The organism is Rhodococcus sp. RCBS9 (assembly GCF_029457415.1).
Taxonomy (GTDB): Bacteria; Actinomycetota; Actinomycetes; order Mycobacteriales; family Mycobacteriaceae; genus Rhodococcus_F; species Rhodococcus_F qingshengii.
Genome location: NZ_CP120422.1, coordinates 2109911 through 2132551 on the forward strand (window position 1 = coordinate 2109911; position 22641 = coordinate 2132551).

At 61.8% G+C, this 22641-nt stretch carries 18 protein-coding genes; 9 read left to right on the forward strand and 9 right to left on the reverse strand.

The features are described 5' to 3' along the window. Positions 1 to 17: 17 nt before the first annotated feature. Together P0M12_RS10095 and P0M12_RS10100 are read left to right on the forward strand one after the other, a co-directional pair. Complete coding sequence (locus tag P0M12_RS10095; RefSeq protein ID WP_277377642.1) at positions 18 to 341, forward strand: DUF6292 family protein; 324 nt, start codon at positions 18 to 20, stop codon at positions 339 to 341. A gap of 80 nt (positions 342 to 421) precedes the next feature. After that, positions 422 to 1843: a DUF2252 domain-containing protein gene (locus P0M12_RS10100; RefSeq protein ID WP_277377643.1), complete on the forward strand. Its 1422-nt coding sequence runs from the start codon at positions 422 to 424 to the stop codon at positions 1841 to 1843. Positions 1844 to 1847: 4 nt separating this feature from the next. On the opposite strand, the gene P0M12_RS10105 is transcribed toward P0M12_RS10100, so the two are convergent. Continuing rightward, positions 1848 to 2105 carry a WhiB family transcriptional regulator gene (locus P0M12_RS10105; RefSeq protein WP_003943196.1) on the reverse strand — a complete coding sequence of 86 codons (258 nt, stop codon included), beginning with the start codon at positions 2103 to 2105 and terminating at the stop codon, positions 1848 to 1850. 19 nt (positions 2106 to 2124) lie between these two features. Then, positions 2125 to 2655, reverse strand: a complete 531-nt coding sequence (locus P0M12_RS10110) for an HNH endonuclease (RefSeq protein ID WP_141695755.1) — start codon at positions 2653 to 2655, stop codon at positions 2125 to 2127. A gap of 335 nt (positions 2656 to 2990) precedes the next feature. On the opposite strand from P0M12_RS10110, the gene P0M12_RS10115 reads away from it, so the two are divergent. After that, complete coding sequence (locus P0M12_RS10115; protein WP_003942934.1) at positions 2991 to 4001, forward strand: GntG family PLP-dependent aldolase; 1011 nt, start codon at positions 2991 to 2993, stop codon at positions 3999 to 4001. A 1-nt stretch (position 4002) separates the two neighbouring features. On the opposite strand, the gene P0M12_RS10120 is transcribed toward P0M12_RS10115, so the two are convergent. Together P0M12_RS10120 and P0M12_RS10125 are read right to left on the reverse strand one after the other, a co-directional pair. Further along, positions 4003 to 4857 carry an LLM class flavin-dependent oxidoreductase gene (locus tag P0M12_RS10120; RefSeq protein WP_058226851.1) on the reverse strand — a complete coding sequence of 285 codons (855 nt, stop codon included), beginning with the start codon at positions 4855 to 4857 and terminating at the stop codon, positions 4003 to 4005. Continuing rightward, the gene (locus tag P0M12_RS10125; protein WP_047269365.1) at positions 4854 to 5717 is read right to left on the reverse strand and encodes a patatin-like phospholipase family protein; all 864 of its coding nucleotides are present in this window, start codon (positions 5715 to 5717) and stop codon (positions 4854 to 4856) included. The genes P0M12_RS10120 and P0M12_RS10125 overlap by 4 nt, the downstream gene beginning before the upstream one ends. Before the next feature lie 54 nt (positions 5718 to 5771). Between P0M12_RS10125 and P0M12_RS10130 the strand changes: the two genes are divergently transcribed. Next, positions 5772 to 7457: a dihydroxyacetone kinase family protein gene (locus tag P0M12_RS10130; protein ID WP_277377644.1), complete on the forward strand. Its 1686-nt coding sequence runs from the start codon at positions 5772 to 5774 to the stop codon at positions 7455 to 7457. 101 nt (positions 7458 to 7558) lie between these two features. Beyond that, entirely contained in the window at positions 7559 to 9181 is a 1623-nt protein-coding gene (locus tag P0M12_RS10135) for a long-chain fatty acid--CoA ligase (RefSeq protein WP_003943212.1), read from the forward strand. Between the two features lie 86 nt (positions 9182 to 9267). Here the strand turns inward: P0M12_RS10135 and P0M12_RS10140 are convergent, their stop codons facing one another. Genes P0M12_RS10140 through P0M12_RS10150 form a run of 3 tightly spaced genes read right to left on the reverse strand, consistent with a single transcriptional unit; the run spans position 9268 to position 11891 of the window. Further along, entirely contained in the window at positions 9268 to 9894 is a 627-nt protein-coding gene (locus P0M12_RS10140; RefSeq protein ID WP_218747929.1) for a TetR/AcrR family transcriptional regulator, read from the reverse strand. A gap of 13 nt (positions 9895 to 9907) precedes the next feature. Further along, on the reverse strand, positions 9908 to 10669 hold the full coding sequence (locus tag P0M12_RS10145; protein ID WP_003942978.1) for a 3-hydroxyacyl-CoA dehydrogenase: 762 nt from the start codon (positions 10667 to 10669) through the stop codon (positions 9908 to 9910). Positions 10670 to 10697: 28 nt separating this feature from the next. After that, complete coding sequence (locus tag P0M12_RS10150) at positions 10698 to 11891, reverse strand: acetyl-CoA C-acyltransferase (RefSeq protein ID WP_054826928.1); 1194 nt, start codon at positions 11889 to 11891, stop codon at positions 10698 to 10700. A gap of 332 nt (positions 11892 to 12223) precedes the next feature. Here P0M12_RS10150 and lanKC point away from each other — a divergent pair, with 332 nt between their 5' ends. Further along, complete coding sequence (gene lanKC, locus P0M12_RS10155) at positions 12224 to 14842, forward strand: class III lanthionine synthetase LanKC (RefSeq protein WP_277377646.1); 2619 nt, start codon at positions 12224 to 12226, stop codon at positions 14840 to 14842. Between the two features lie 670 nt (positions 14843 to 15512). Here lanKC and P0M12_RS10160 read toward each other — a convergent pair. Continuing rightward, positions 15513 to 16136 (reverse strand): hypothetical protein, encoded by a 624-nt coding sequence (locus P0M12_RS10160; RefSeq protein ID WP_277377647.1) that lies wholly within the window; start codon positions 16134 to 16136, stop codon positions 15513 to 15515. A 1103-nt stretch (positions 16137 to 17239) separates the two neighbouring features. On the opposite strand from P0M12_RS10160, the gene P0M12_RS10165 reads away from it, so the two are divergent. Next, on the forward strand, positions 17240 to 18478 hold the full coding sequence (locus tag P0M12_RS10165; RefSeq protein ID WP_277377648.1) for an HNH endonuclease signature motif containing protein: 1239 nt from the start codon (positions 17240 to 17242) through the stop codon (positions 18476 to 18478). A 111-nt stretch (positions 18479 to 18589) separates the two neighbouring features. On the opposite strand, the gene P0M12_RS10170 is transcribed toward P0M12_RS10165, so the two are convergent. Beyond that, positions 18590 to 19492, reverse strand: coding sequence for an SDR family oxidoreductase (locus P0M12_RS10170; RefSeq protein WP_003943031.1), 903 nt, complete (start codon positions 19490 to 19492; stop codon positions 18590 to 18592). 217 nt (positions 19493 to 19709) lie between these two features. Between P0M12_RS10170 and P0M12_RS10175 the strand changes: the two genes are divergently transcribed. Then, entirely contained in the window at positions 19710 to 20717 is a 1008-nt protein-coding gene (locus P0M12_RS10175) for a diiron oxygenase (RefSeq protein ID WP_003943163.1), read from the forward strand. 33 nt (positions 20718 to 20750) lie between these two features. After that, complete coding sequence (locus tag P0M12_RS10180) at positions 20751 to 22478, forward strand: FAD-dependent oxidoreductase (RefSeq protein WP_042921466.1); 1728 nt, start codon at positions 20751 to 20753, stop codon at positions 22476 to 22478. Positions 22479 to 22641: the final 163 nt, after the last annotated feature.

Sequence of the window (22641 nt, forward strand, 5' to 3'; positions counted from 1 at the left end):
GAGCCGGAGGAGCGACCATGCGTGCACACATCGCCATTCCGAGTGAATCGACTTGTCACAGGTACGTAGTCGCCGTCGCCAGCTCCACCTTCGCCGAATCGGTCATCTGGTGCGACGGCCCCGCGTTCGACGCAGTACTCGTTCTGGGCAGCGAGATTCCGCAGCACAGTGGCCACCGAGCCGTACTCGCCTGGAATCACTACTTCGGGTGGGCGCTCGGCGTGGAAACCACACCGGGTGCGTCGTTCGCCGTTGTCGAATGCCTCGGTATCGGGAGAATGCCGGATCCTGAACTGTGCGCCGACCGCGCTGTCGAGTTGATTGCCCAGGCGGGTAGTTAAGGAACTCGTCGCGCGGCGCACAATCCGGCGGGCATAAGATCGAGCGCGAGTTTCGCACGCCCGACGAAAGAGAGCCCGACATGGACCCGCTGAACAGGCCTGCCGGTCAGCTGGCTCTCGAGAACGAACCGGACGGCAGGGCGACTTTGCGGGCGCGTCAGACGCCCCGCAGTGAGCGTCGCAAGATCGGGAAAGGCCTGCGCAAGCGAGTGGCGCGATCGTCGCTCGGCGACTGGACGCCCCCATCCGATCGACGTGACCCGGTCGATCAGGTCAACACGGCACACGAGGGAAGACTCGACTGGTTGGTTCCGATCCGTGTGGGGCGAATGGTCGCTTCGCCATACGGATTCCTGCGCGGTACCGCCGGATTGATGGCAGAGGACATGGCGCAGCTGCCGTCCACCGGCATCACTCCCGTCATCTGTGGAGATGCGCACGTCGGAAACTTCGGGTTCTACGGATCTCCGGAACGCGAACTTGTCATAGACCTCAACGATTTCGACGAAGCACATCCCGGCCCCTGGGAATGGGATCTACGAAGGCTGGCTGCGAGCATCTGGGTGGCCGGTCGGCAGAACGGTCTCACCGAAGCTCAATGCGAAACAGCAACAACCTCGTGTGTGTCCGCGTATCGCCTCCACTTGGCGAAGCTGTCCGAGCGTCCGCTGTTCGATCGCTCCTTCGACCGGGTCGATCTCGACGGACTCACCGACCACGTCACCGATCCTGGGTTGCTGGCCGAGATCAGGCGCGCCGCGGAGCGCGCCCGGCGGCGTACGAGTGACCATGCGGTGCCGCGGTTCACCGTCGAGGATCACGGACGGCGCCAGTTGGTCGAGAACCCGCCGCTCACAACACGACTCACGCCACAGGACACCGACTTCCTCCTGGAGGGTCTGGACGAGTATCTCGAAACCCTTGCACCACACTGGCGCCGAGTCGTCTCGGGATACAACGTCATCGACGTCGCGCACCGGGTTGTCGGAGTCGGGAGTGTCGCTCTGCGCGCCTATGTCGCCCTGTGCGAAGGGAGCATCCCGGACGACGTCATCTTCTTGCAGCTCAAACAGGCTCGCCGATCCGTAGTTGCGCCCTTCGTGCACGGCGACTCGGCCTGGCACGACCACCAAGGACGACGCGTCGCGGAATACCAGCAAGCTCTCCAGACGGTCAGTGATCCACTGCTCGGGTGGTGCACCGTGGACGACCGCCAGTACTACGTCCGTCAGTTCCGGAACATGAAAGGTTCTGTGGACCTGAACAACATCGATGCAGCAGCCTTGACCGACTATGTCGCGATCTGCGGTCGCCTACTGGCCAAGGGACACGCACGAACCAGTGGCGCGTCACTGATTTCCGGTTACCTGGGAACCTCGGACACGGTCGACACCGCCCTCACCCGGTTTGCTCGGCTCTACGCCGATCAGACCGAACGTGACCACGACGCTCTGTGCCGGACGGTATCGGCCGGTACGATCGCCGCGGAGCCGGGAATCTGATCCCTCACGCCGCGACGATCCTGCCCTGCTCGAACTTCACTCCTCCCCAGATTCCGGTCTGGCCAGTGGCAGAGGCGAATTCGCGACACGATTCCGCAATCGGGCACCTGTTGCACACGTCGGTCGCGTAGTCGTATCCCTCGGACGGAAAGGGAAACCAGCGGTCCGGCTCGGGGTCTCCTCGACATTCCGCCTGCCACCAGGTTCGGTCGTCCGAGATCGGCAGAAGCTCAGCTAGATTCGAGATTTCGTCAGCGCACATCACTTACTCCTTCCGACCGTCACGTCCGACTCAATTGACGCCAGATCTCCTGCTGCACTTTCTCGATGCGCCGAGGTGCCTTCGGCTCCCACAGCAGCCGCATACCGGCCTCGGCCGGTGTGCGATCCGCTTTGCGCTGATTGCAGGAACTGCAGCACGCCACCAGATTTCCCCACGTGTTGGGCCCGTTACGGCTCCGCGGCTGGACATGGTCGATGGTCGTTGCCCGGGCGGCGCAGTACGCACATTGACGACCGTCCCGGTCGAAGACACCGGCAAAAGTGGCCCGACTGGAATCGGTGACCGTCACCCGGTGAGCAACGTACACGTACTCGGCGAGCAGGATCGTCCTCGGCAGTGGGATTTCGACGTGCTTGGAGCGCACCGGAAATATCGGGATCACGTCTTCGGCGGACTGCGCGGAGCCGGTGGCGATCAGGACGACCGCACGATCGGCGCTCACTTCACCGAGGTACTCGTACGTGGCGTTGAGTACCCGGACGGGGCGGTTCATCCAACTGTGAGCAAGTGCGCGGTTCGGGTTCCGCATGAGAGTTCTCAGTTCGTGTCGAGGAGTGAAACTCCTGGACACGAAGACGGGTCAGGAGCAAATGCAAGAAATGGGGAACGGCATATATCCAGCGCCGCTCTGTTCCCCGAATGCGGGATGGGAAATACCGCGGGGTGAGTGCCCGCGCAGGTGCAACGCTTGCTTCCAGTCGCGCATGCCTGTCCCCTTCCACTTCTTGTTCTCGTCACCGGCTATTGCCGACGCTCATCATCACACGGAAGGCATCCTCAGCGATATCGATTTATCAGGCCGGAAGAGCCGTCCTGGAAATACCGCGGTTTGACGCCGGAACACGCGGCTTGATCGAATGAGCCATGACTTCGTCGTACATCGACCTACGCTCGGACACCGTCACCAAGCCTGATGCGGAGATGCGGAAGGCGATGGCCGACGCCGAGGTCGGTGACGACGTCCTCGATCACGACCCGACCATGGCGGCGCTCGAGGAAGAGGTGGCGCACACTCTGGGTTTACCGGCGGCACTGTGGGTGCCGAGCGGATCGATGGGCAACCTGATTGCGCTGATGCTGCACCTTCACCGCGGCGATCAGTTCCTGGCACCGGAACACTCTCACGTCTTGGGCTCCGAATTGGGCACCGCTGCCTGGCTCGCCCAGGGAATGCCGATGGCGTTGCCGCACGACGGCGGACCCGGACGTCCCACCCCCGAGACTGTTGTGAAGGCGGCGGGCTCCCCCGGCCCGTACTTCGCGTTGAACACCACGCTGCTCTGTCTCGAGAACACTCATAACTTCGCCGGCGGTGCCGTCATGAATCCGACCGAATGGACGAAGCTGGTCGACGCAGCCCGATCACGCGGCTTGAAGATTCACCTCGACGGCGCCCGTCTCTGGAATGCCGCTGCTGCACTCGATGTTTCGCCCACCGAATTGACTTCCGGCGCCGATACCGTTCAGGTGTGCCTGAGTAAGGGACTCGGTGCGCCGGTCGGCTCGATACTCGCCGCATCACCCGAATTGATCACCGAAGCCCGAAGGATCCGCAAGATGCTCGGCGGCGGCGTTCGTCAGGGCGGAGTGCTGGCCGCAGCCGGCATCGTCGCGTTGCGCTCACAAGCTCGCCTCTCCGACGATCACGACAACGCGCAGCGCCTCGCGTCGGGGCTTCGTGAACGCGGTTGGGCCGTCGACGAACCTGCCACCAACATCGTTCTGGCCGCGACAGCTGATCCGTCGGTCACCGTTGCTCAGCTCGCCGCTGTCGACGTCGGCGCGGTCACCGTTGCCGGGAAGGTTCGGTTCGTGACACATCGCGACGTGAGCACTGCCGACATCGACGCGGTTCTGTCCAGAGTAACCTTCTGAACTACGCCACCAGGGGTTGAACCTCCTGCGCGACAAAGCGAATGAACTCGCGGACATCCGGCTCGTCAACAGTCGGTTGGAGTACCACGGTGGTTGCACCTGCTGCAACCCATCGCCGTGCTGCTGCCGCGACTTCGGCCGCGTTGCCCACGGCAATCGCATCCTCCGGCGACTCGCTACCGGACGCTGCGGCCTCGGCAAGGGCGCGCTCACGACCGCCGGAACCGAAAGCACAGATGACGTAGACGACAACCTCGTGATCCGACGCCCCGATGTGAGCGATCGCCCGACGCACGCCGTCCGGGGTCGTCCCACCCGAGAGCACGGTGCCCTGCGCCAACTCGCCACTGAGTGCCAAAGTCTTTGGCCCCGTGGCGCCGACGAGCAACTGCGGCACCGTCTCCGGTGGCCACGCCAGCGTCACGTCCGTGAGATTCACGTATCGACCGGACACCGTCACCGACTCACCGCGCAGTAGCCTCTCCACCGCTCCGAACTGCTCCCGCAGGAGGGTCAACGGCGATTCGGCTTTGGCCCCGATCTGCCGCATCCAACTCTGAACGCCGTGACCGAAGCCAACCCGTAGTCGATCCGGATGAACTCTGGCCAGCGCTGAAATCTCCATCGCCGTGATCGCGGTGTTGCGCATCGGGGTCGGCAGCACACCGATCGCCACACCCACGCGATCGGCCTCAGCCAATACAGTTGCAGCAGTGGCTATTCCTCCGCCGAAGAAGCAGTCTTCCCACAACCAGACCTCGTCGATACCGACTTCGTCGGCATACCTGGCATGTCGAACCAGATCTTCCGGAGATTGCTCCGGGCGCACGACGACGGCAATCCGTGCGGCGCTCATGCCGTCACCAGAAACGCGGCGATCTCGTCGGCGGTTCGACGGCCCTGTTCGCGGCCGAGTTCGGCTGCGGGGCGCCTGGTTGTCGGTGAAAGCGAGTTCGTTCCGATCGCTTCGACGACGGCGTCGTCGGCGAAGACAGGCAGCACGGGCAAGGGCGTCATCACGTCGATTTCCTCTCGTAGACTGCCGCCCAGAAGATTCGGGGCGGGGTCGGCTGCGGGTGAAAGAACCACGACCACATCGCAGTCGGCAGCCAGATGAACATTCGAGCCACTCGCCATTCCGCCGTCCATGTACCGCTCGCCCTCGATCACGACTACCGGCCACACCCCTGGTACGGCGCAACTTGCTCCGACTGCGTCGATCAGTTCTACGCCGTCAGCGTTGCCGAACACCCTCAACTCACCGGTCTGTGCGTTGATCGCCGGGATGCGCAACTCCCGGTCGGGCCACAACCGATTGGGCAGCCTCGCCTCGATGACCGCGCGACGCACGGCAGGTTCGACGGTATCGGCTCTCATCGCTGCTTCGCCGAGCAAACGGAGCTGCTCGGCCCGGTCCTGCGATCCTGCGATCGCGTCGACGAACATCTGACCGAGTACCTCGACATCGACCTTCGGGTCGATTTCGCCGGTCGCCTCCGCTGTTTGTGCGTCGAAAAGTTCTTGCAGTGTCACGCCGCTCGCTATCTGAGCGCTCACCGTGGAACCTGCGGAAGTGCCGATCAACACGTCCGCCGTCAGCAGCGCAGCGGCAGTGTCCGGTGATTTGTCCTGAAGGCCCAACAGAAAACCTGTTTCCCAGGCGATTCCCGCGACGCCGCCACCGGCAAGTACCAACCCCAATTTCACGCCGTCCACCTCTCGTCGATCGTGATCCGTGCCCGAAGTCGACGTTAGACCTACTCTGAAGTGATGTTCATGCGCAGCGCAAAGACATTTGTTCCCGACGCACTCCGTGGGTTGATCGCATCCACCGACGACATCGCGTGGAATCCCGACCCTGGGTACCTCACACGCGCAAGGCCACTTCCCCGCGGACGGGTCGCGCTCGTCTCCGGCGGCGGATCAGGCCACGAACCCATGCACGCCGGATTCATCGGCGAAGGAATGCTCACAGCCGTCTGCCCCGGATTGGTCTTCAGCTCACCCAATGCACTTCAGATCCACGAGGGGTCCAAGGCTGCCGACGCCGGCGGCGGCGTCCTTCACATCGTGAAGAACTACACCGGCGACGTGATGAACTTCGGTATCGCCCGAGAGTTGCTACGCGAGGACAAGATCGATACGGACGTCGTCCTGGTCGACGACGACGTCGCGACCGAACGCGCAGACGGCAGTGGCCCGGGGCGACGCGGTACTGCGGCAACCATCGTGGTGGAGAAGGTCTGCGGCGCATCCGCCGCCCGCGGCGACGACCTGGCCGAGGTGACCCGGATCGGACAACACGTCGCGCACTCCGCTCGGAGCATGGCCGTCGCCCTTCGCTCATGCACTTTGCCGGGGGCTGACGAGCCGTCGTTCGACTTGCCGGCGGGTCAGATGGAACTCGGTATCGGCATCCACGGCGAACGCGGCACAGAACGCGTGGACGCCCTGCCCGCACCGGAATTGGTGCGGCGGCTGACGGACCCGATCATCAAGTCCCTGAGTCTCGCCGAAGGCGACCGCGTCATCGCCGTCGTCAACGGTCTCGGCGCCACCCACCCGCTGGAGTTGCAACTTCTGTTCGCCGAACTCGGAGATTATCTGGACGAACAGGGAATTCACATCGCGCGGACACTGATCGGAACCTTCGTCACTGCATTGAACATGGCAGGCGCGTCCATCACCCTTGTTCGCACAGACAAAGAAATCCTCGAATTATGGGACGCACCAACAAAAGCGCCCGCCTGGCCGAATGCTATAGCGCGTGAGTACACCGGCATGGGCACGCGCGAATCTTTCGGTCCCACATTCACACCCGACACCTCACGCACCGCCGAAAGCAGCTTCGTCGGAAGCTGGATTGCGGACTGGGCCGAGAAGGTACTGGATCAGGAACCGGCACTGACCGATCTCGACCGACGAGCGGGCGACGGCGATTTCGGGACCAACATGGTGGCCGCACTGGATCAACTCGACATCTCGGCGATCCGTGACACGTACTCCACCGCAACGATATTCGATGCAGTCTCACAGGCGTACCTCGGCCACGCCGGTGGCACCTCCGGCGCATTGTTCGGCATCTGGTTCCGGCATTTCTTCCGCGTTGCCGCAGACTCGGCGGACTCCGAACTCGACCTCGGCGCGATCGCGGCTGCAGCGCGAGCGGGACTCGACAACATCACCTCGCTCGGCGGCGCACGCGTCGGCGACAAGACGATGGTCGACGCGATAGTTCCGGCGGTCGAGTCGTTGGAGCAATCCGTGAGCTCGGAAGCCGATCGAGATGCTGCGCTGGCGAGCGCAGCGGAAGCCGCAGCGGCCGGGGCGGAGTCGACCGAAACCATGCTCGCGAACCGCGGACGTGCAAGTTATGTGGGCGAAGCCGCTCGCGGAGTAGTCGATCCGGGAGCGCTACTCATAGCGTGGTTCTTCGCCAGTGCAGTGGGTCACTAGCGAGCACTTCGGGGCTGTGACTAATCTGGCAGCCACAGCACATCGTTTGTGACGACCCGTGGGCAAAAGCACCGGTCTCACACACCACACAGGAGCAGCCCATGCTGAGCACCATGCAAGACGCCCCCCTCTCCATTGCTCAACTTCTCCGCCACGGTGCCTCCGTTCACGGCGCCTCCGAGGTTGTCACGTGGACCGAGTCCGGCCCGCGCCGTGTGTCCTACGCTGACGTCGGCAAGCGCTGTGCTCAGCTTGCGCACGCCCTGCGCGGGCTCGGCGTCGAGGGCGACGAGCGAGTCGCCACGTTCATGTGGAACAACTCCGAGCACCTCGAGGCGTACCTGGCGATCCCCTCGATGGGCGCTGTGCTCCACACCCTGAACATTCGTCTGTTCCCCGAGCAGTTGATCCATGTCGCCAATCACGCCGAGGACCGCGTGATCATCGTCGACCCGTCCCTGATTCCGCTTCTCTCTCCGCAGCTTCCGTCGCTGACCACCGTCAAACACATCGTCGTCACCGGCTCCTCCACTGCAGGACTCGAAGCTCCCGAGGGAGTGCAGGTTCACACCTACGAGGGCTTGATCGCCGATCAGCCCACCGAGTTCGACTGGCCCGAGGTCGACGAACTGAGCGCTGCCGCAATGTGTTACACGTCCGGCACCACGGGTGACCCCAAGGGCGTCGTCTACTCCCACCGTTCGATCTACCTGCACTCCATGCAGGTCTGCATGAGCGACGGCCCCAACCTCGCGCAGGGCGATCGTGCACTCGCCGTGGTGCCTCAGTTCCACGCCATGTCGTGGGGACTTCCCTACGCCGCATTCATGATCGGTGCTTCGCTGATCATGCCCGACCGCTTCCTCCAGCCTGCCCCGTTGGCTGCGATCATCGCCAGCGAGAAGCCGACGTTCGCCGCAGCCGTCCCCACCATCTGGCAGGGCCTGCACCTCTACCTCGAGCAGAACCCGCAGGACATCTCCTCGATGCGCGAGGTTCTGATCGGTGGGTCCGCGGTACCGCCGGCCCTCATGCACGCATTCGAAGCCGATCACAACGTCTCGGTCCTGCATGCCTGGGGCATGACCGAAACCTCCCCGCTCGGATCCGTTGCCCGCCCGCCGGCCGGCGTCACCGGCGACGCGATGTGGAAGTACCGCTACTCCCAGGGTCGATTCCCGGCATCCGTCGAGGCACGTCTCATCGACGACGACGGCAAAGTTGTTGCACACGACGGAGTTTCCGTCGGCGAGCTCGAAGTGCGCGGCCCTTGGATCACCGGGTCGTACTACGGCGTCGATGCGGAAGACAAGTTCAACGACGGCTGGCTCAAGACCGGTGACGTCGGATCCATCACGGCCGACGGCTTCCTGAGCCTGTCCGACCGCTCCAAGGACATCATCAAGTCCGGCGGCGAATGGATCTCCTCGGTCGACCTCGAGAACGCCGTCATGGGTCACCCTGACGTCACCGAAGCTGCCGTCATCGGCGTGCCGGACGAGAAGTGGGACGAGCGCCCGTTGGTTGCGGTTGTTCTTCGCGCTGGTTCCGAAACCACCATGTCCGAACTGCAACAGTACCTTTCGGACAAGGTTGCCAAGTGGCAGCTGCCCGAGAACTGGGCCGTGGTCCAGGAAGTCCCGAAGACGAGCGTCGGCAAGTTCGACAAGAAACGCCTTCGCGCCGACTACCACGAGGGCGGACTCGAAGTCACGAGACTCTGACACCGAGTGAATGCCGAAGTATGAATACTGAAGGTGGGCAACAGGTTTTCGACCTGTTGCCCACCTTCGTTCACGAGCGATGCACTTTACGGCCGATAGCCGACCGTGTGAAAAGCGATGTCGACGTACTTCTCCGCCAATTGCGACGGTGACATCGGACCGCCGGTCTGGAACCAACGCGGCAGTGACTGCGCCATACCGAGTATTGCCCGGACGGTCTCTTCGGTATCGGTGACCGCGAAATCTCCCGATGCCACACCGTCGTCGACGATCCTGCGCATCAGCAACTCGAGCCGCTTACGACTGGCGGCGTACCGACTTCGACTTTCCGGTGAGACATGCCGGATCTCGGTGTCCAACGCAGCATGCCGCGACCGGTGGGTCATATAGAGAACAATCGCCTCCACCACCAAGGCGAAGCGTCGTACCGGATTTTCGCCGGCCTCCGCTTCTGCCGCTTCGGTTCTGGTATTCAGCTCACTCATCGAGACCTCGAACAAAGCGACGAGAACTGCCTCTTTGTTCGCGTGGTGATAGTAGAGCGCGGGAACGGTTACCCCGACACGATTGGCAATCTGGCGCACCGTCGTGCCGTGGTAACCGTTCTCGTCGAACAGTTCGAGCGAAGCCGTCAGGATGTCGGTCATCACCAGCGGCGGGAAGGACCTCCAGTCCACTGCCACCGAGCTCACCGACTCCACCTCGCCAGTCATGTGATAGCCGAAATTACCGCGGTGCCATACGGATTGCACCGTCGAGGCGGATCGTCTCACCATTGAGCATGGGGTTGGAAACGATGTGCGCAGCAAGCGCGCCGTACTCGCTGGGATCACCCAGGCGAGAGGGGTGAGGCACCTGCTGACCCAACGACGCCTGGGCTGCTTCGGGCAGCCCAGCCAGCAACGGGGTCTTGAACAAGCCGGGTGCAATGGTGTTGACGCGGATCAGCAGCGACGCGAGGTCACGGGCGATGGGAAGCGTCATACCGACGACGCCGCCCTTCGACGCGGAGTACGCAGCCTGCCCGATCTGGCCGTCATACGCGGCGACCGAAGCGGTGTTGATGATGACGCCGCGTTCACCGTCGATCGGCTCGGTCTTCGAAATACGTTCCGCAGCAAGACGAAGGACGTTGAAGGTGCCGATCAGATTGACGTCGATGACCTTCTTGAACGCGTCGAGCGGGAAAGCGCCCTTCTTGCTGACCGTCTTGACTGCGTTGCCGATTCCGGCGCAGTTGACCGCCACCCGCAGGGGTCCGAGGGATTCGGCCACGTCGAGTGCAGCGGTGACCGCAGCCTCGTCGGTGACGTCTGCCGCCGCGAAGCGGACCCGGTCGCCGAGCTCCTTGGCGATGGCTTCACCGTTGGACGACGGAAGGTCGATGATGACGACGCTGGCGCCGTCGGCAAGAAGGGCTTTGGTGGTGGCCAGGCCGAGGCCGGATGCTCCACCGGTGACGACGGCGACGCTGTCGTTGACGATCATGAGAGTTCCTTTCGAAAGGTTTTGTGTTTCAGATGCGTTCGATGATGGTCGCGTTGGCCATGCCGGCGCCCTCGCACATGGTCTGCAATCCGTAGCGTCCGCCGGTGGCCTCGAGGTGGTTGACCATCGTGGTCAGCAGTCGAGTACCCGAGGACCCCAGGGCGTGTCCGAGGGCAATCGCGCCGCCCCACGGGTTGAGCTTTGCCGGGTCGGCGCCGAACTCGTGAGCCCAGGCGAGTGGAACGGGAGCGAAGGCTTCGTTGACCTCGTAGGTGTCGATGTCGTCGATGCTCAGACCCGCGCGAGCGAGCACCTTGTGGGTGGCTGGGATGGGTGCGGTGAGCATGAAGATCGGGTCATCGCCCGCAACGGAGAAGGAATGGAAACGAGCTCGCGGCGTCAGCCCCAGCTTCGACGCCGTTTCTTCGCTCATGATCAGTGCTGCGGACGCGCCGTCGGTGAGCGGCGACGAGTTACCGGGAGTGATCGACCACTGCGCCTCGGGGAAGCGCTGCGCGTACTTCTCCGAGTAGAACGACGGCTTCAAACCGGCGAGTCCCTCGGCGGTAGTAGACGCGCGAACCGTCTCGTCAACGATATGCGAGACGGTCTCACCGGCGGCGTTGGTCACCGAGATCGGCAGAATCTCCTTGTCGAAGAGCCCCTTCGCCGCTGCCTCTGCTGCCCGCTGGTGGGACTGCGCGGAGAATGCGTCGAGAGCGTCGCGGTCAAGCTTCCACTTGGCGGCGATCAATTCTGCAGAGATTCCCTGGTTGACCAGGCCTTCGGGGTAGCGAGCCGCGACGCCCGGACCGGAAGCGTCCTTCCCCATCGTCGTGGTACCCATCGGGACACGACTCATGGATTCGACGCCTGCCGCGATCACGATGTCGTAGGCCCCGGCGATCACGCCCTGCGCCGCAAAGTGCGCAGCTTGCTGACTTGATCCGCACTGGCGATCAATCGTGGTGGCGGGTACCGACTCGGGGAACCCTGCCGACAGGACCGCGCTGCGGGTGATGTTGAGCGCCTGCTCACCGGCCTGGCCGACGCAACCGCCGATCACGTCGTCCACCAGGGCGGGGTCGAGGCCGTTTCGCGAGGTGATGGAACGCAGAACGTGGGCCATCAGTTCGACAGGGTGCGTCCCGGACAGTGCTCCGCCCGGCTTTCCCTTGCCGGACGCGATCCGGACTACATCGACGATCACTGCCTTGGTCATCTTCGTTCCCTTCGAGGACGTGCATTGCTGGGGCGGTCCGGCACCCGAGTTTCGTGGCGCCGGGTACCGGACCGAGATCGAGGGAGCACCCTGACTTAGCGCTCGCTAAAGAATTACCACCGACTTGATCCTCTCGTCAACAGGGGGCCTCCGAACTCGAAACAAATGCGGCCGACTAAAAGCTGGGCGATCAGTGACCTCGCCTGGCCCACGCCATTCATTAGTACTTTCGAATGATAGGTTTTCAATCTTCGCCCGAAATGTCCGGAATCGGATAACCTTCCGCCACAAGCAATCCAAGCCACAGGGGATTCGGGGCGTGGCACCAATCGATGACAACCGCAGGGGGACTGACCGGGAGGTTTGGCGTGGACCTGCGATACGTTGCCTTCACGCGTGCCGACCCGCATTTCTACGACCGAATCAGAACGGTCACCCGACTAGATACATCAACTGACCAGCACTTTATCCCCGCGAAGTCGGTGGATTGGTCGCTCTGGCGGCGCGGTCCCCAAAGTGGACCGTGGAACTACTTCCAACCGCCCGACGGTCTGCTGCCAGAACAAGGATGGAAGATTCACTGCTCCGCTACCCGAGCCAACGCGCAGGAGCTGCTCGATACCGTTTCCGTGTATTGCGGTCACAATCATGTGCCGTTCAAATTTCTTCGGACGGCAGCAGACCTCATGTTGTCCAACAGCAAGCAGGCCAATCGAACTTCCAGCGGAAAATTCATCACGATCTATCCGGCGGATGGTGTTGCCACACAACATGTCATCACCGAACTGGACAAGCTTGTCGCCGGTGCCGACGGGCCGTACATCCTCAGCGATGTGCGATGGAACCGGGGACCGCTCTACTTACGGTACGGCGCGTATCTGCCCATGCAGACCTACGATTCATTCGGCGATCGCGTCCCCGCAATTCGGCGTCCTGACGGATCGCTCGAACCCGATGTGCGCGGCACTTCCTTCAGAACTCCGGACTGGGTACAAATCCCGGACTTCGTTCGCGCGCAGCAAGACAAGCTGAAATCACATGACGAATTCCCCTATTCGATCAATGAAGCCCTGCACTTCAGCAACAGCGGGGGGATCTACTCCGCATTCGACGACGCCGGCATCGATCTGGTCATCAAAGAAGGCCGTCCCTTTACCGCCCCGGACGCAAACGGCCGGTACGCAATCGACCGCATCCGTAACGAGTACGACAAGTTGACTCACCTTGCCGACAACCCGTACACACCTTCTGCGATCAGCTTGTTCGAGCGCGAGGGACACCACTTCCTTGTCACCGAGCGCGCTGCCGGCACTCCCCTGAATCAGGAAGTTGCGCTCCGCCACCCACTGATACGCGCGGACCAGACACTCAGTTCCCGAACGGAATACAGAACCTGGGCACTCGACATTGCACAACAGTTGACTACCGCAGTCGAGAGCTTCCACAACGCCGGAATCGTTCATGCCGATCTTCACCCTGGCAACGTCATGTGCTCACCGTCCGGTATTCGGATCATCGACTTCGAGATGGCCCACAACATCGACGAGCATCCGCCCCGGTCCACCGGAGCCCCCGGATACACAGCACCTCGACAGTTGACAGGAATCGCGGCGGATCGATACTCGTTGGGCTGCATCGAGCTGGGACTCTTTGTTCCACTTACTACATTGTTCCCTCTCGATCGCAACAAGATTCCCGAACTCATCGACTATGCGGTGTCTCGATTCGATCTTCCCCGCGCCTTCGGTGCCTCGCTCTATTCGATGCTCGACGTACAGGCGCCGGCGCCGAAGAATCGCCCGCATCGTTGGGACACGTCGTCGAACGAAACCTTGCAACGCACGGCCGCTCTATTGCGCTGCGGCATCCTCGCCTCGCTTGATCTCGCCCGCGCTGATCGACTCTTTCCCGGCGACATCGCCCAGTTCGAGGTGAACGGCTACGGCATTGCGCACGGCTCGTGCGGAAACCTGCTCGCCGATGATCTTCCCACCGACACCTTGGAGTCAGTCCTGGAATGGACTGAACATCAGGTTGATTCGGATACGCAACCACAGTTCGGTTTCTTCGACGGGCTCGCGGGTGCGGTGCACACCTTTCGGCATCACGGGCGACATTCGACAGCCGACAGGTGGGTCGAGACTTTGCGTCGAGCCCCACTCGACGACATCGACTCCAGCCTTTTCAGCGGCCTTTCCGGAATCGGTTGCCTCCTACTCGAGGAATCGGTTTCACGACCGACTGTGTCACCCACTCTCGCTGTCGTGACCGAGACTCTGCGCGAACGAATTTCAGCTGCTCGCTTGCATGTCCGCGACGCCGGCGGAACACCTTGGGCAGTGGCCGGCCGAGGTGGGCTGATGCGGGGACCGAGCGGACAAGCACTGTTCTGGACTCGCCACTACGAACTGAGTGGTGATCCTCGATCGCTGGAACACGCACGCCAGCTCGTCGACATCGATCTGTCTGTGATGTCGATGTGCCCTGACGGGTCGATGCAGCTGAGAGAGGAGCGCCGGACGATGCCGTATCTCGGATCCGGGTCTGTCGGTGTGGGCCTGGTACTTCTACAACTTCTGCGCCATGTCGACGAACCGCGTTACGCAGCTGCGGTGCGTGCGATATCCCGCGCCGCCACAGTCGAATTCACTGCCCAAGCCGGACTACTCAACGGGCGAGCCGGGCTGATTCTGTTTCTCAGCGAACTCTCCAAGACTCCATACGCCGGCGCCGATTGTGAACAGACGCTTGCACAGCAGTTTCAGCTTCTGGGCTTGCACAGCCTCAATCACGCAGGAGGCCTGCACTTTCCAGGTGAACAGAACCTGAGACTCTCGACAGACTGGGCAACCGGATCTGCAGGAATACTGGCGTTGCTCCGATATACCGGATCGGCAACTGCCCGACAGTCGTTTCCACTGATGTGCGCGTCGAACTGCCACATCGCCTAATTGTTCGGAAGTTATCACCCACGGCAGATTGGAGCACAGAAGTACCAGGCGAAAAACCTGGAATTAAATCAACACCGCAAGCAAACTCGATCGATCAAATCCATCGGCAAGAACGCCGATCAACAAAGGAAATGACAATGGACGCTATTCTCTCCCTTCAAGATCTGTCAGTCGCCGCCGGCAACGTCGGAGATGCCGGCCAACTCGAGCAGAACGCGGCAATCAGTTCCCTCAGTTTCTTCTGCCTCTGACCTCAGGCCGATACCTCGGAGCAAGTCCGGGGTATCGGCTTTCGGAATCCGTGCGGATCATCAGACGAACAATATTGTTTCATCATGAGACGCATCCGCACTTCACCGAGCTGTATTCGCCGATGATGTGTGCGACCTGGCGGCAATGCCGAGGGTAGATCGCATGGTCACTGGCGACGATATTCCTACTGATCCTGACAGCCGCACTTTCGGGCTGGTTCGTGCAGCGTTGGGGCGAGAGTTGGGACTTCGGGGACATCTGCTCGCGCTGGTACGACGGGGGGTGGCGGTTGCCGCGCCGCCACCGCCTTGACCTTCACGACGCTTTTCGTACTCCTACTTCCCTTCGCCTCAGGAATGCTGGTCGGCGTCACCACATTCGCCCGAGACTTCGAGCGGAGGGTCTGGTGGTTTGAGTTTCAATAGCTGTCAACGACAAGATGAGGGAATCGGTACCATCCGCCCCCGATGTCTTCCAGCCGGAGCTGATTGAAGGTCTTGTCGGACACACCATCGGGTGCGTACACCCAGCCGGGATTGTCCAAGATGTCCAATCCATCTCGTGCGTCATAGAAATAGACGTGGCCTTCACTGCTGACGTTGGCATAGGAGATATCGAATCTGCCGATTCGTAGATCACGATGATACCCATCGGAATAGGGATCGTCAGGTTCTTGAAGTAGTTGCTGTGCAACGGTTTCGAAGTCTGCCCGATACTGATCGAAATGTGGCTGCCCCGCGGCCGCGATCCCGAGTGCGATCACCGCGAGAACCGGAACAGCGACATCGGACCACAACCATCGGCGTCGCTGCCACCAGCACACTCCTAGCAGCACGATTGCAACACTCGCCGTGAGGACCCAGAGAACGACCGCACCGGCGATCGAGAGTGCACTATCCGCAGGTTCGGGCCAGGCGAGATGGCATTTCGCTGCGACATACATCGCCGACGCCGACGCTGCGATAAGTGCGTTTACCAAAACAACCCAACGAAGAGCACCGGACCTTCTCGTTGCCTGCGAGTTCGACACTGCCTGATCCATTCGATGAGAATAGCGAGCTGTTTGTCGCGGACTAGCAGTAACCACTTCCCCGATCTCACGATCGATTGTTTCTCGGCACGGAGAAAGTGTCCACGGTGCCATCTTTGCTGACTATGGGAGGCAGGGCTGCGAGGATGGTCGATTTGAACTACCGATGTCAGGAGAGCTCGGCGACTCCCAAAGTCGACAGGTCAATTTTGAGCACGGCTGGATTCGGTGGATCGCAGCAACCAATACCATCGTCACCCCATGATGACGTGACTGTTGCGGGCGAGTCGTGAAGATTCGATTATTACGAGCAAGCCAAGCGTCTTTAGCAATAGCGCTGATCGCACTAACCTTGGTCTATTTGTTGGACGCATTTTCTTTGCGCCTCCAACATCAGCCCAGCTGGTGCATTGATCACTATGGAATCCCATCACGATTCAATTATCTCCTTCCCGACCGGGCGGAGAGGGTAGCGGCAGGAATTACAGACTTCTGGGGATGGTTCCCTCCAGGCATAAGCTGTACATTCACTGATGCAGTGACCAAAGAAAGCGAAACGGTGGCACCGGCCGCGGACAGGTCGTACATCGTCGTCGTTCTTGTGGCGCTGATCATGATCTCGGCTGTCGGCGTATTGTTCGGCCGCCGGAAGCGCTGAAGATTGGTTTTGGCTCGGGACTGCAGATGCGCACTCGACACCAGACCGATGAGTAATAAATCGGTGTCCGTCGTGTCCGGCGCTTCCACTACTCGTCGATCTTCGCGAATCCACCAGCCTTGTTCGAGGGCATTTCTTGCGGGTCCTGGTGGTCTTCGTTCCCATCACGCTGGCGATGACACTCCTGGGCCTGGTGCTCGGCTGGACCCATGCGCTTGCCGGGGACAGGCGGCAACATGATCGACGCCGATTACACAATGTGCTGGGGCTCAGACAATTCCGACGTGATGCTGTTGCGCTCCGGGTTGATGGTGGCGCTCGCACTCGTCGGCGCACGTGGACTACGTCGGCGACCCGCCTATAGCCGACTGTCCGAAATGTCGAAATCGATTTGATAGCAGCAATTTTCGACCCACATTCTCTTGTGTTCGAAACTTTGTTCGATTATGCTTTCGGCATGGACAGTCGGGATGCGTGGCAGCTGGATGGCGAGAGCCTCAAGGGGGAGGTTCTGGATCTGGTGCGTGTCCGGCACGAGTTGCAGTCGCGGTTGGTGTTGCTGATCGTGGAGATGTTTTCCCGTGAGGTTCTCGGCGGGAAGGGTTTTCGGGCGATCGCGCAGTGGTTGCATGGTTCGACGAATCTGGAGATCGGTGAGTGCAGCCTGCTGGTCGGGTTGGCGCGGTTGTTGATGCTCGAACCTGTTGTCGCGGATGCGTTTCATCGTGGTGACGTGGATGCGTTGAAGGCGCGGCAGGTGGCGTCGTTTTGTCAGCATCCGCCGAAGAACATGACCCTGGCGGATGTGGACAAGGCTCGCGGGATTCTGTTGGGTTTGGCGTCGAAGAACATTGCTGATTGTGATGCGGTGCGGGCGGCGATTCGGCGGATCGAGAAGCAGTACGGCAAGCGTGAGGACGGCGTTCCGGTGGGTGAGGATTCCGAACGTAACGAGTTCTACGCCTCGAAAGGCTTGTACGGGCGTGTGTCTGTGAAGGGTGACTTGGATGCTGTGAACGGGGCGCGTCTGATCACGTTGTTGTCGAGCCTGTCTGCGCCGACACCGGAGAAGGACGGCGTGAAGGACACGCGTACGCCGGCATTACGGCGGGCGGACGGGTTTTGCGAATTGTTGCGGCGGTATGAGCGGGCGGGGTTGGGTCCGATCGAAGGCGGGGTGAAACCGCACATCACGGTCACCGCCAGCGCAAAAGACATGACCGACCTCCAAGCGTTGAAGGACTTGCTGCCGTCGACCGAGGAGTTGGGATTTGCGTGGACGGATTGGGTGGGCCCGATCAGCATCGACACCGCACGGATGTTGGCGTGCGACTGCACAGTCACCCGGATCCTCCTGGATGAGAATGGTGTTCCGCTCGACTGCGGTAAGGAAGCGAGAACGGCGACCGTTCCGCAGCGGCAGGCTCTTGCGGTTCGGGATGGTGGGTGTGCGTTTCCGGGGTGCGGGACACCGTCGGGGTGGTGCGATGCCCACCATATTGTTCACTGGAACGATGGCGGCCCAACAGATCTCGACAATCTGATTCTGTTGTGCGGTCATCACCATCGGACGCTGCATCACACCGAGTGGCGGGTCGAGATCGGCCCGGATCGGAAGACGGTGTTCTATCCACCGATGTCGATCGATCCGTATCAACAGCCGATCGGCGGGAACAGCCCACCCACAGCCGCCTGAACCGCGACAATCGAATACATCAGCACCGGGGACGAACCATGCCCCGGTGCTGGTGCACGTTTCTGGTCAGATCCCAACCCCTCAAATCCCAACCCCTCAGATCCCAGCCCCTCAGATCCCAGCCCTTCGCACGAGAGCGTCAGTGGCAGAAGGGGATACAACGTCAATCGCTCGTAACAGCCCCGCGTACCGCGGATACAGCTCGACGGGACGCGTATTGATCGCCCTCAAGATCCACGATGCAGCTTGATCGGCCGTCAGCGCCGGCTGGCTCACGTAATCCGCCGTCGGCGCGATCATCGGTGTTCGTATGAGTGGGAATTGCACTGTGGTGACATCGACACCGGTGCCGTGACATTCCGCGCCGAGGCTTCGGCCGAATGCACTGAGAGCAGACTTCGACGCGTGATAGGCACTGAACCTCGGCATCACGCCCGCAGTGACTCCCCAGGTTCCGACGTTGATGATGTGTCCGGACTTCGCCTCGAGCATCGCGGGCAGTAGCCGCAACGTCAGTCTTGTCGGCCCGAAGTAGTTCAGCGCCATGGTGCGCTCGTAGTCATGGAATCGGTCGACCGAATCCAACGCGGTACGCCGGATCGAGCGACCCGCATTGTTGACGAGGATGTCGACCGACCCGAATCGATCCGCGATCGTCTCCGCGAGTTCGTCGACGGCTTCACCGCGGGAGAGGTCCGCAGGCACGATGTGTGCCCATCCTCCCCTGCGGTGAATCTCGTCCCGTACGTGTTCGAGGTTTTCCTCACCGCGCGCGACCAGGATCATCTCGGCTCCCCGACGAGCCAAGAGATGAGCTGTCGCCTCACCTATCCCCGAGGAAGCTCCTGTCAGAACGATCGTCTTGTCGGAGAGCGTGACGCCGCGTGACGGAACAAGGGAGCGCAGACGCGTCGGCGGACTCAATGCAAGATTGCTGAGAATCGATCTGATCACGTCGGCCTCGGTTCGATCTTCGCGTGCGATTCGGTGCGAACCCGTCCCTGAACAGCCCACTTCGGACGCACCGCGGAAATTACTCAAAAGTAAGTTATGGCGCCGTTTCGGCCGTGTCAAGAATTCGTCGGGATTCAGGAGTATCTGCCACTAGCTTTTCCTGATACCTCGGGTTACATTAAATCCAGACCGAGTGCCAGTGATCACACAACCGGCCCTCGATTCCACCGAACACCGCGAGAAATACCAGCGGTGACCGAAACGAAGAGGAGACGCCATGACGCTCACATCGCCGCTCGACAAGCGCGGAGAAGCATCCGACGACTCGTACAACGAGACGCTTCGACTCCTGTCCGAGGGCTCGGTGCACAAGCACTTCGACCCGTACCTCGACATCGACTGGGACTCCCCCGAGTTTGCCGTCGTCCCGAACGATCGCCGCTGGATCCTCCCGGCCGAGACTGACCCGCTGGGCGCACACCCGTGGTACCAGTCGCAGTCCGAGGCCAGGCAGATCGAAATCGGCATGTGGCGCCAGGCCAATGTCGCGAAGGTCGGTCTCCAGTTCGAGAACATTCTGATCCGCGGCATGATGCAGTACGTCTTCTCACTGCCCAACGATTCGGCCGAGGCGCGCTACTGCACGCACGAGTCGGTCGAAGAGTGCAACCACACGATGATGTTCCAGGAGATGGTCAACCGCATCGGTGCCGACGCTCCCGGGATGAGCCGTCCGATGAAGATGCTTGCACCCTTCATCCCCCTCGCTGCGGGTCCGTTCCCCGAACTGTTCTTCGTCGGTGTCCTCGCCGGTGAAGAGCCGATCGACCACATTCAGAAGAGCATCCTGCGCGCCGGCGGCCAGATTCACCCGATCATGCAGTCGGTCATGGCCATCCACGTAGCCGAGGAAGCGCGTCACATCTCGTTCGCGCACAAGCTGCTGAGCCGTCGCATCCCGCTGATGTCACGCCCGAACCGGTTTGTCCTCTCGCTGCTGTTCCCGATCGTCATGCGCATTCTCTGTGACGCCATCGTCATCCCGCCGAAGTCCTTCTGGAAGCAGTTCGACATCCCGAAGTCCGTGAAGAAGGACCTGTTCTGGGATCTGCCCGAGTCGCGCCAGACCCTGCGCAACTACTTCGGTGACGTCCGCATGCTGGCCACCGACACCGGCCTGATGAACCGTGCCTCGCGCCTGGTGTGGAAGGCCTGCAAGATGGACGGCCGCGCATCACGCTTCCGTAGCGAACCTCACCGCAGCTCGCACAACGCCGCCGCGTAGCTCCCGGACAGTCGAGATCGGACTCATAGCGCCATGCCACACGTAGTCACGCAGTCCTGTTGCAGCGACGCCTCGTGCGTCTACGCCTGCCCGGTCAACTGCATCCATCCGACGCCGGACGAGCCGGACTTCCTCACCGCCGAGATGCTGCACATCGATCCGCAGGCCTGCGTCGACTGTGGCGCATGCGTCTCGGCCTGCCCGGTCGACGCCATCGTCCCCGAGTCGAAGCTGACCGACCCGCAGCGAGTCTTCCTGTCCATCAATGCGGACTTCTACAAGGAAGAGCGACCCAGGCCGCTTCTCGCCAAGGTCATCCCGGCAGCCCACGTCGACAAGGGCCGACCGCCGTTGCGCGTTGCGATCGTCGGTTCCGGACCGTCGGCGATGTACGCCGCGGACGAGTTGCTGACTCAGCCTGACGTGCAGGTCAACGTCTTCGATCGCCTTCCTGTGCCTTACGGCTTGGTTCGCGCCGGCGTTGCTCCGGACCATCAGAAGACCAAGCAGGTCACTCGCTTGTTCGACAAGATCGCCGCACAAAAGGGTTTCGAGTTCTACCTCAACGTCGAGATCGGCAAGCACATCTCGCACAGCGAACTGCTCGAAAATCACCATGCGGTGCTCTACGCAGTCGGCGCTTCGTCCGACCGTGGTCTCGGCATTCCGGGCGCTGATCTGCCTGGCACGGCCTCGGCCACCGACTTCGTAGCCTGGTACAACGGCCACCCCGATCACGCCGACGACGTCTTCGACCTCTCACATCGCCGCGCGGTCATCATCGGAAACGGAAATGTCGCGCTCGACGTCGCTCGCATTCTGACGGCCGATCCCGAGAAGTTGGCCGGTACCGACATCTCCGCTCACGCACTCGCCGCTCTGCGGAAGAGTCGCGTCGAAGAAGTTGTCATCGTGGGTCGACGCGGAATCGCGCAGTCCGCGTTCACGGTCCCCGAGTTCACCGGCCTGATGGCACTGCCGGACATCGAACTCTCTGTCGGACCCGACGACATGGTTCTCGACTCGGCCACCGAAGAACTGGCAAAACGCGGCGAACTCCCGCATGCCGTCGAGCAGAAGTTGCGTCTCCTCGAAGCCCTGAAGAACCGCGATCACGTCGACGTCGGCAACAAGCGCATCACGTTGCGCTACCTGCTCACGCCGACCTCGATCACCGGCGACGATCAGGTCAGCGGAATCGAGTTCGCGCGCAACGCTCTTGTCGACGCCAACGGAACCGTGCAGATCGAAGCAACCGGCGATACCGAGACCATCGATACCGGCTTGGTCCTCACCTCGATCGGCTACCGCGGAGTGCCCATCCCCGGCGTCCCGTTCGACGAGCGTGCGTCGGTCATTCCGAACGAGAACGGGCGAGTCCTCGAAGCTCCGAACGGAGATCCCGCCACCGGGGTCTACGCGACCGGTTGGATCAAGCGCGGACCGAGCGGGTTCATCGGCACCAACAAGTCCTGCGCGCAGGAAACGATCAGGATGCTCGTCGACGACTTCAACGACGGACGCCTGACCAACCCGGTCGCCGACGACTCCGCAGTCGATCGTCTGGTCCGGGCGCGACAGTCCGACGTCGTCGACCGCGAGGGCTGGCATGCCATCGACAAGGCGGAACTGGAACGCGGCGCTGCGCACGACCGTGTCCGCGAGAAGGTTCTGGATCAGGTCGAGATCACCTCCATCCTCGACGCTGCGGCCCGGGTGAAACCGACGCGTCGATTCGGTCGACCCGTTCGCGCTCGCTGATCCGCTACAGGTAAACAGCTACTTTCACGCACACGGCCCCGCCTGCAGACTCGTCTGCCCGGCGGGGCCGTCTGCGTTCCGGCAGCGTCCCACTCAGCGAAAATTTTTGCCCGTCAGCGGCCGAAATCGTGTAATACTGCAACCTGTTCCAGTAAGCGGCACA

Excerpts from the sequence above, each read along its gene's own strand:
- P0M12_RS10150 (WP_054826928.1), bottom strand. The coding sequence starts at position 11,891 with ATGACCAAGGCAGTGATCGTCGATGTAGTCCGGATCGCGTCCGGCAAG.
- P0M12_RS10100 (WP_277377643.1), top strand. The coding sequence starts at position 422 with ATGGACCCGCTGAACAGGCCTGCCGGTCAGCTGGCTCTCGAGAACGAA.
- lanKC (WP_277377646.1), top strand. The coding sequence starts at position 12,224 with ATGACAACCGCAGGGGGACTGACCGGGAGGTTTGGCGTGGACCTGCGA.
- P0M12_RS10105 (WP_003943196.1), bottom strand. The coding sequence starts at position 2,105 with ATGTGCGCTGACGAAATCTCGAATCTAGCTGAGCTTCTGCCGATCTCG.
- P0M12_RS10175 (WP_003943163.1), top strand. The coding sequence starts at position 19,710 with ATGACGCTCACATCGCCGCTCGACAAGCGCGGAGAAGCATCCGACGAC.
- P0M12_RS10115 (WP_003942934.1), top strand. The coding sequence starts at position 2,991 with ATGACTTCGTCGTACATCGACCTACGCTCGGACACCGTCACCAAGCCT.
- P0M12_RS10095 (WP_277377642.1), top strand. The coding sequence starts at position 18 with ATGCGTGCACACATCGCCATTCCGAGTGAATCGACTTGTCACAGGTAC.
- P0M12_RS10160 (WP_277377647.1), bottom strand. The coding sequence starts at position 16,136 with ATGGATCAGGCAGTGTCGAACTCGCAGGCAACGAGAAGGTCCGGTGCT.
- P0M12_RS10135 (WP_003943212.1), top strand. The coding sequence starts at position 7,559 with ATGCTGAGCACCATGCAAGACGCCCCCCTCTCCATTGCTCAACTTCTC.
- P0M12_RS10165 (WP_277377648.1), top strand. The coding sequence starts at position 17,240 with ATGGACAGTCGGGATGCGTGGCAGCTGGATGGCGAGAGCCTCAAGGGG.
- P0M12_RS10120 (WP_058226851.1), bottom strand. The coding sequence starts at position 4,857 with ATGAGCGCCGCACGGATTGCCGTCGTCGTGCGCCCGGAGCAATCTCCG.
- P0M12_RS10140 (WP_218747929.1), bottom strand. The coding sequence starts at position 9,894 with ATGACTGGCGAGGTGGAGTCGGTGAGCTCGGTGGCAGTGGACTGGAGG.
- P0M12_RS10180 (WP_042921466.1), top strand. The coding sequence starts at position 20,751 with ATGCCACACGTAGTCACGCAGTCCTGTTGCAGCGACGCCTCGTGCGTC.
- P0M12_RS10110 (WP_141695755.1), bottom strand. The coding sequence starts at position 2,655 with ATGCGGAACCCGAACCGCGCACTTGCTCACAGTTGGATGAACCGCCCC.
- P0M12_RS10130 (WP_277377644.1), top strand. The coding sequence starts at position 5,772 with ATGTTCATGCGCAGCGCAAAGACATTTGTTCCCGACGCACTCCGTGGG.
- P0M12_RS10145 (WP_003942978.1), bottom strand. The coding sequence starts at position 10,669 with ATGATCGTCAACGACAGCGTCGCCGTCGTCACCGGTGGAGCATCCGGC.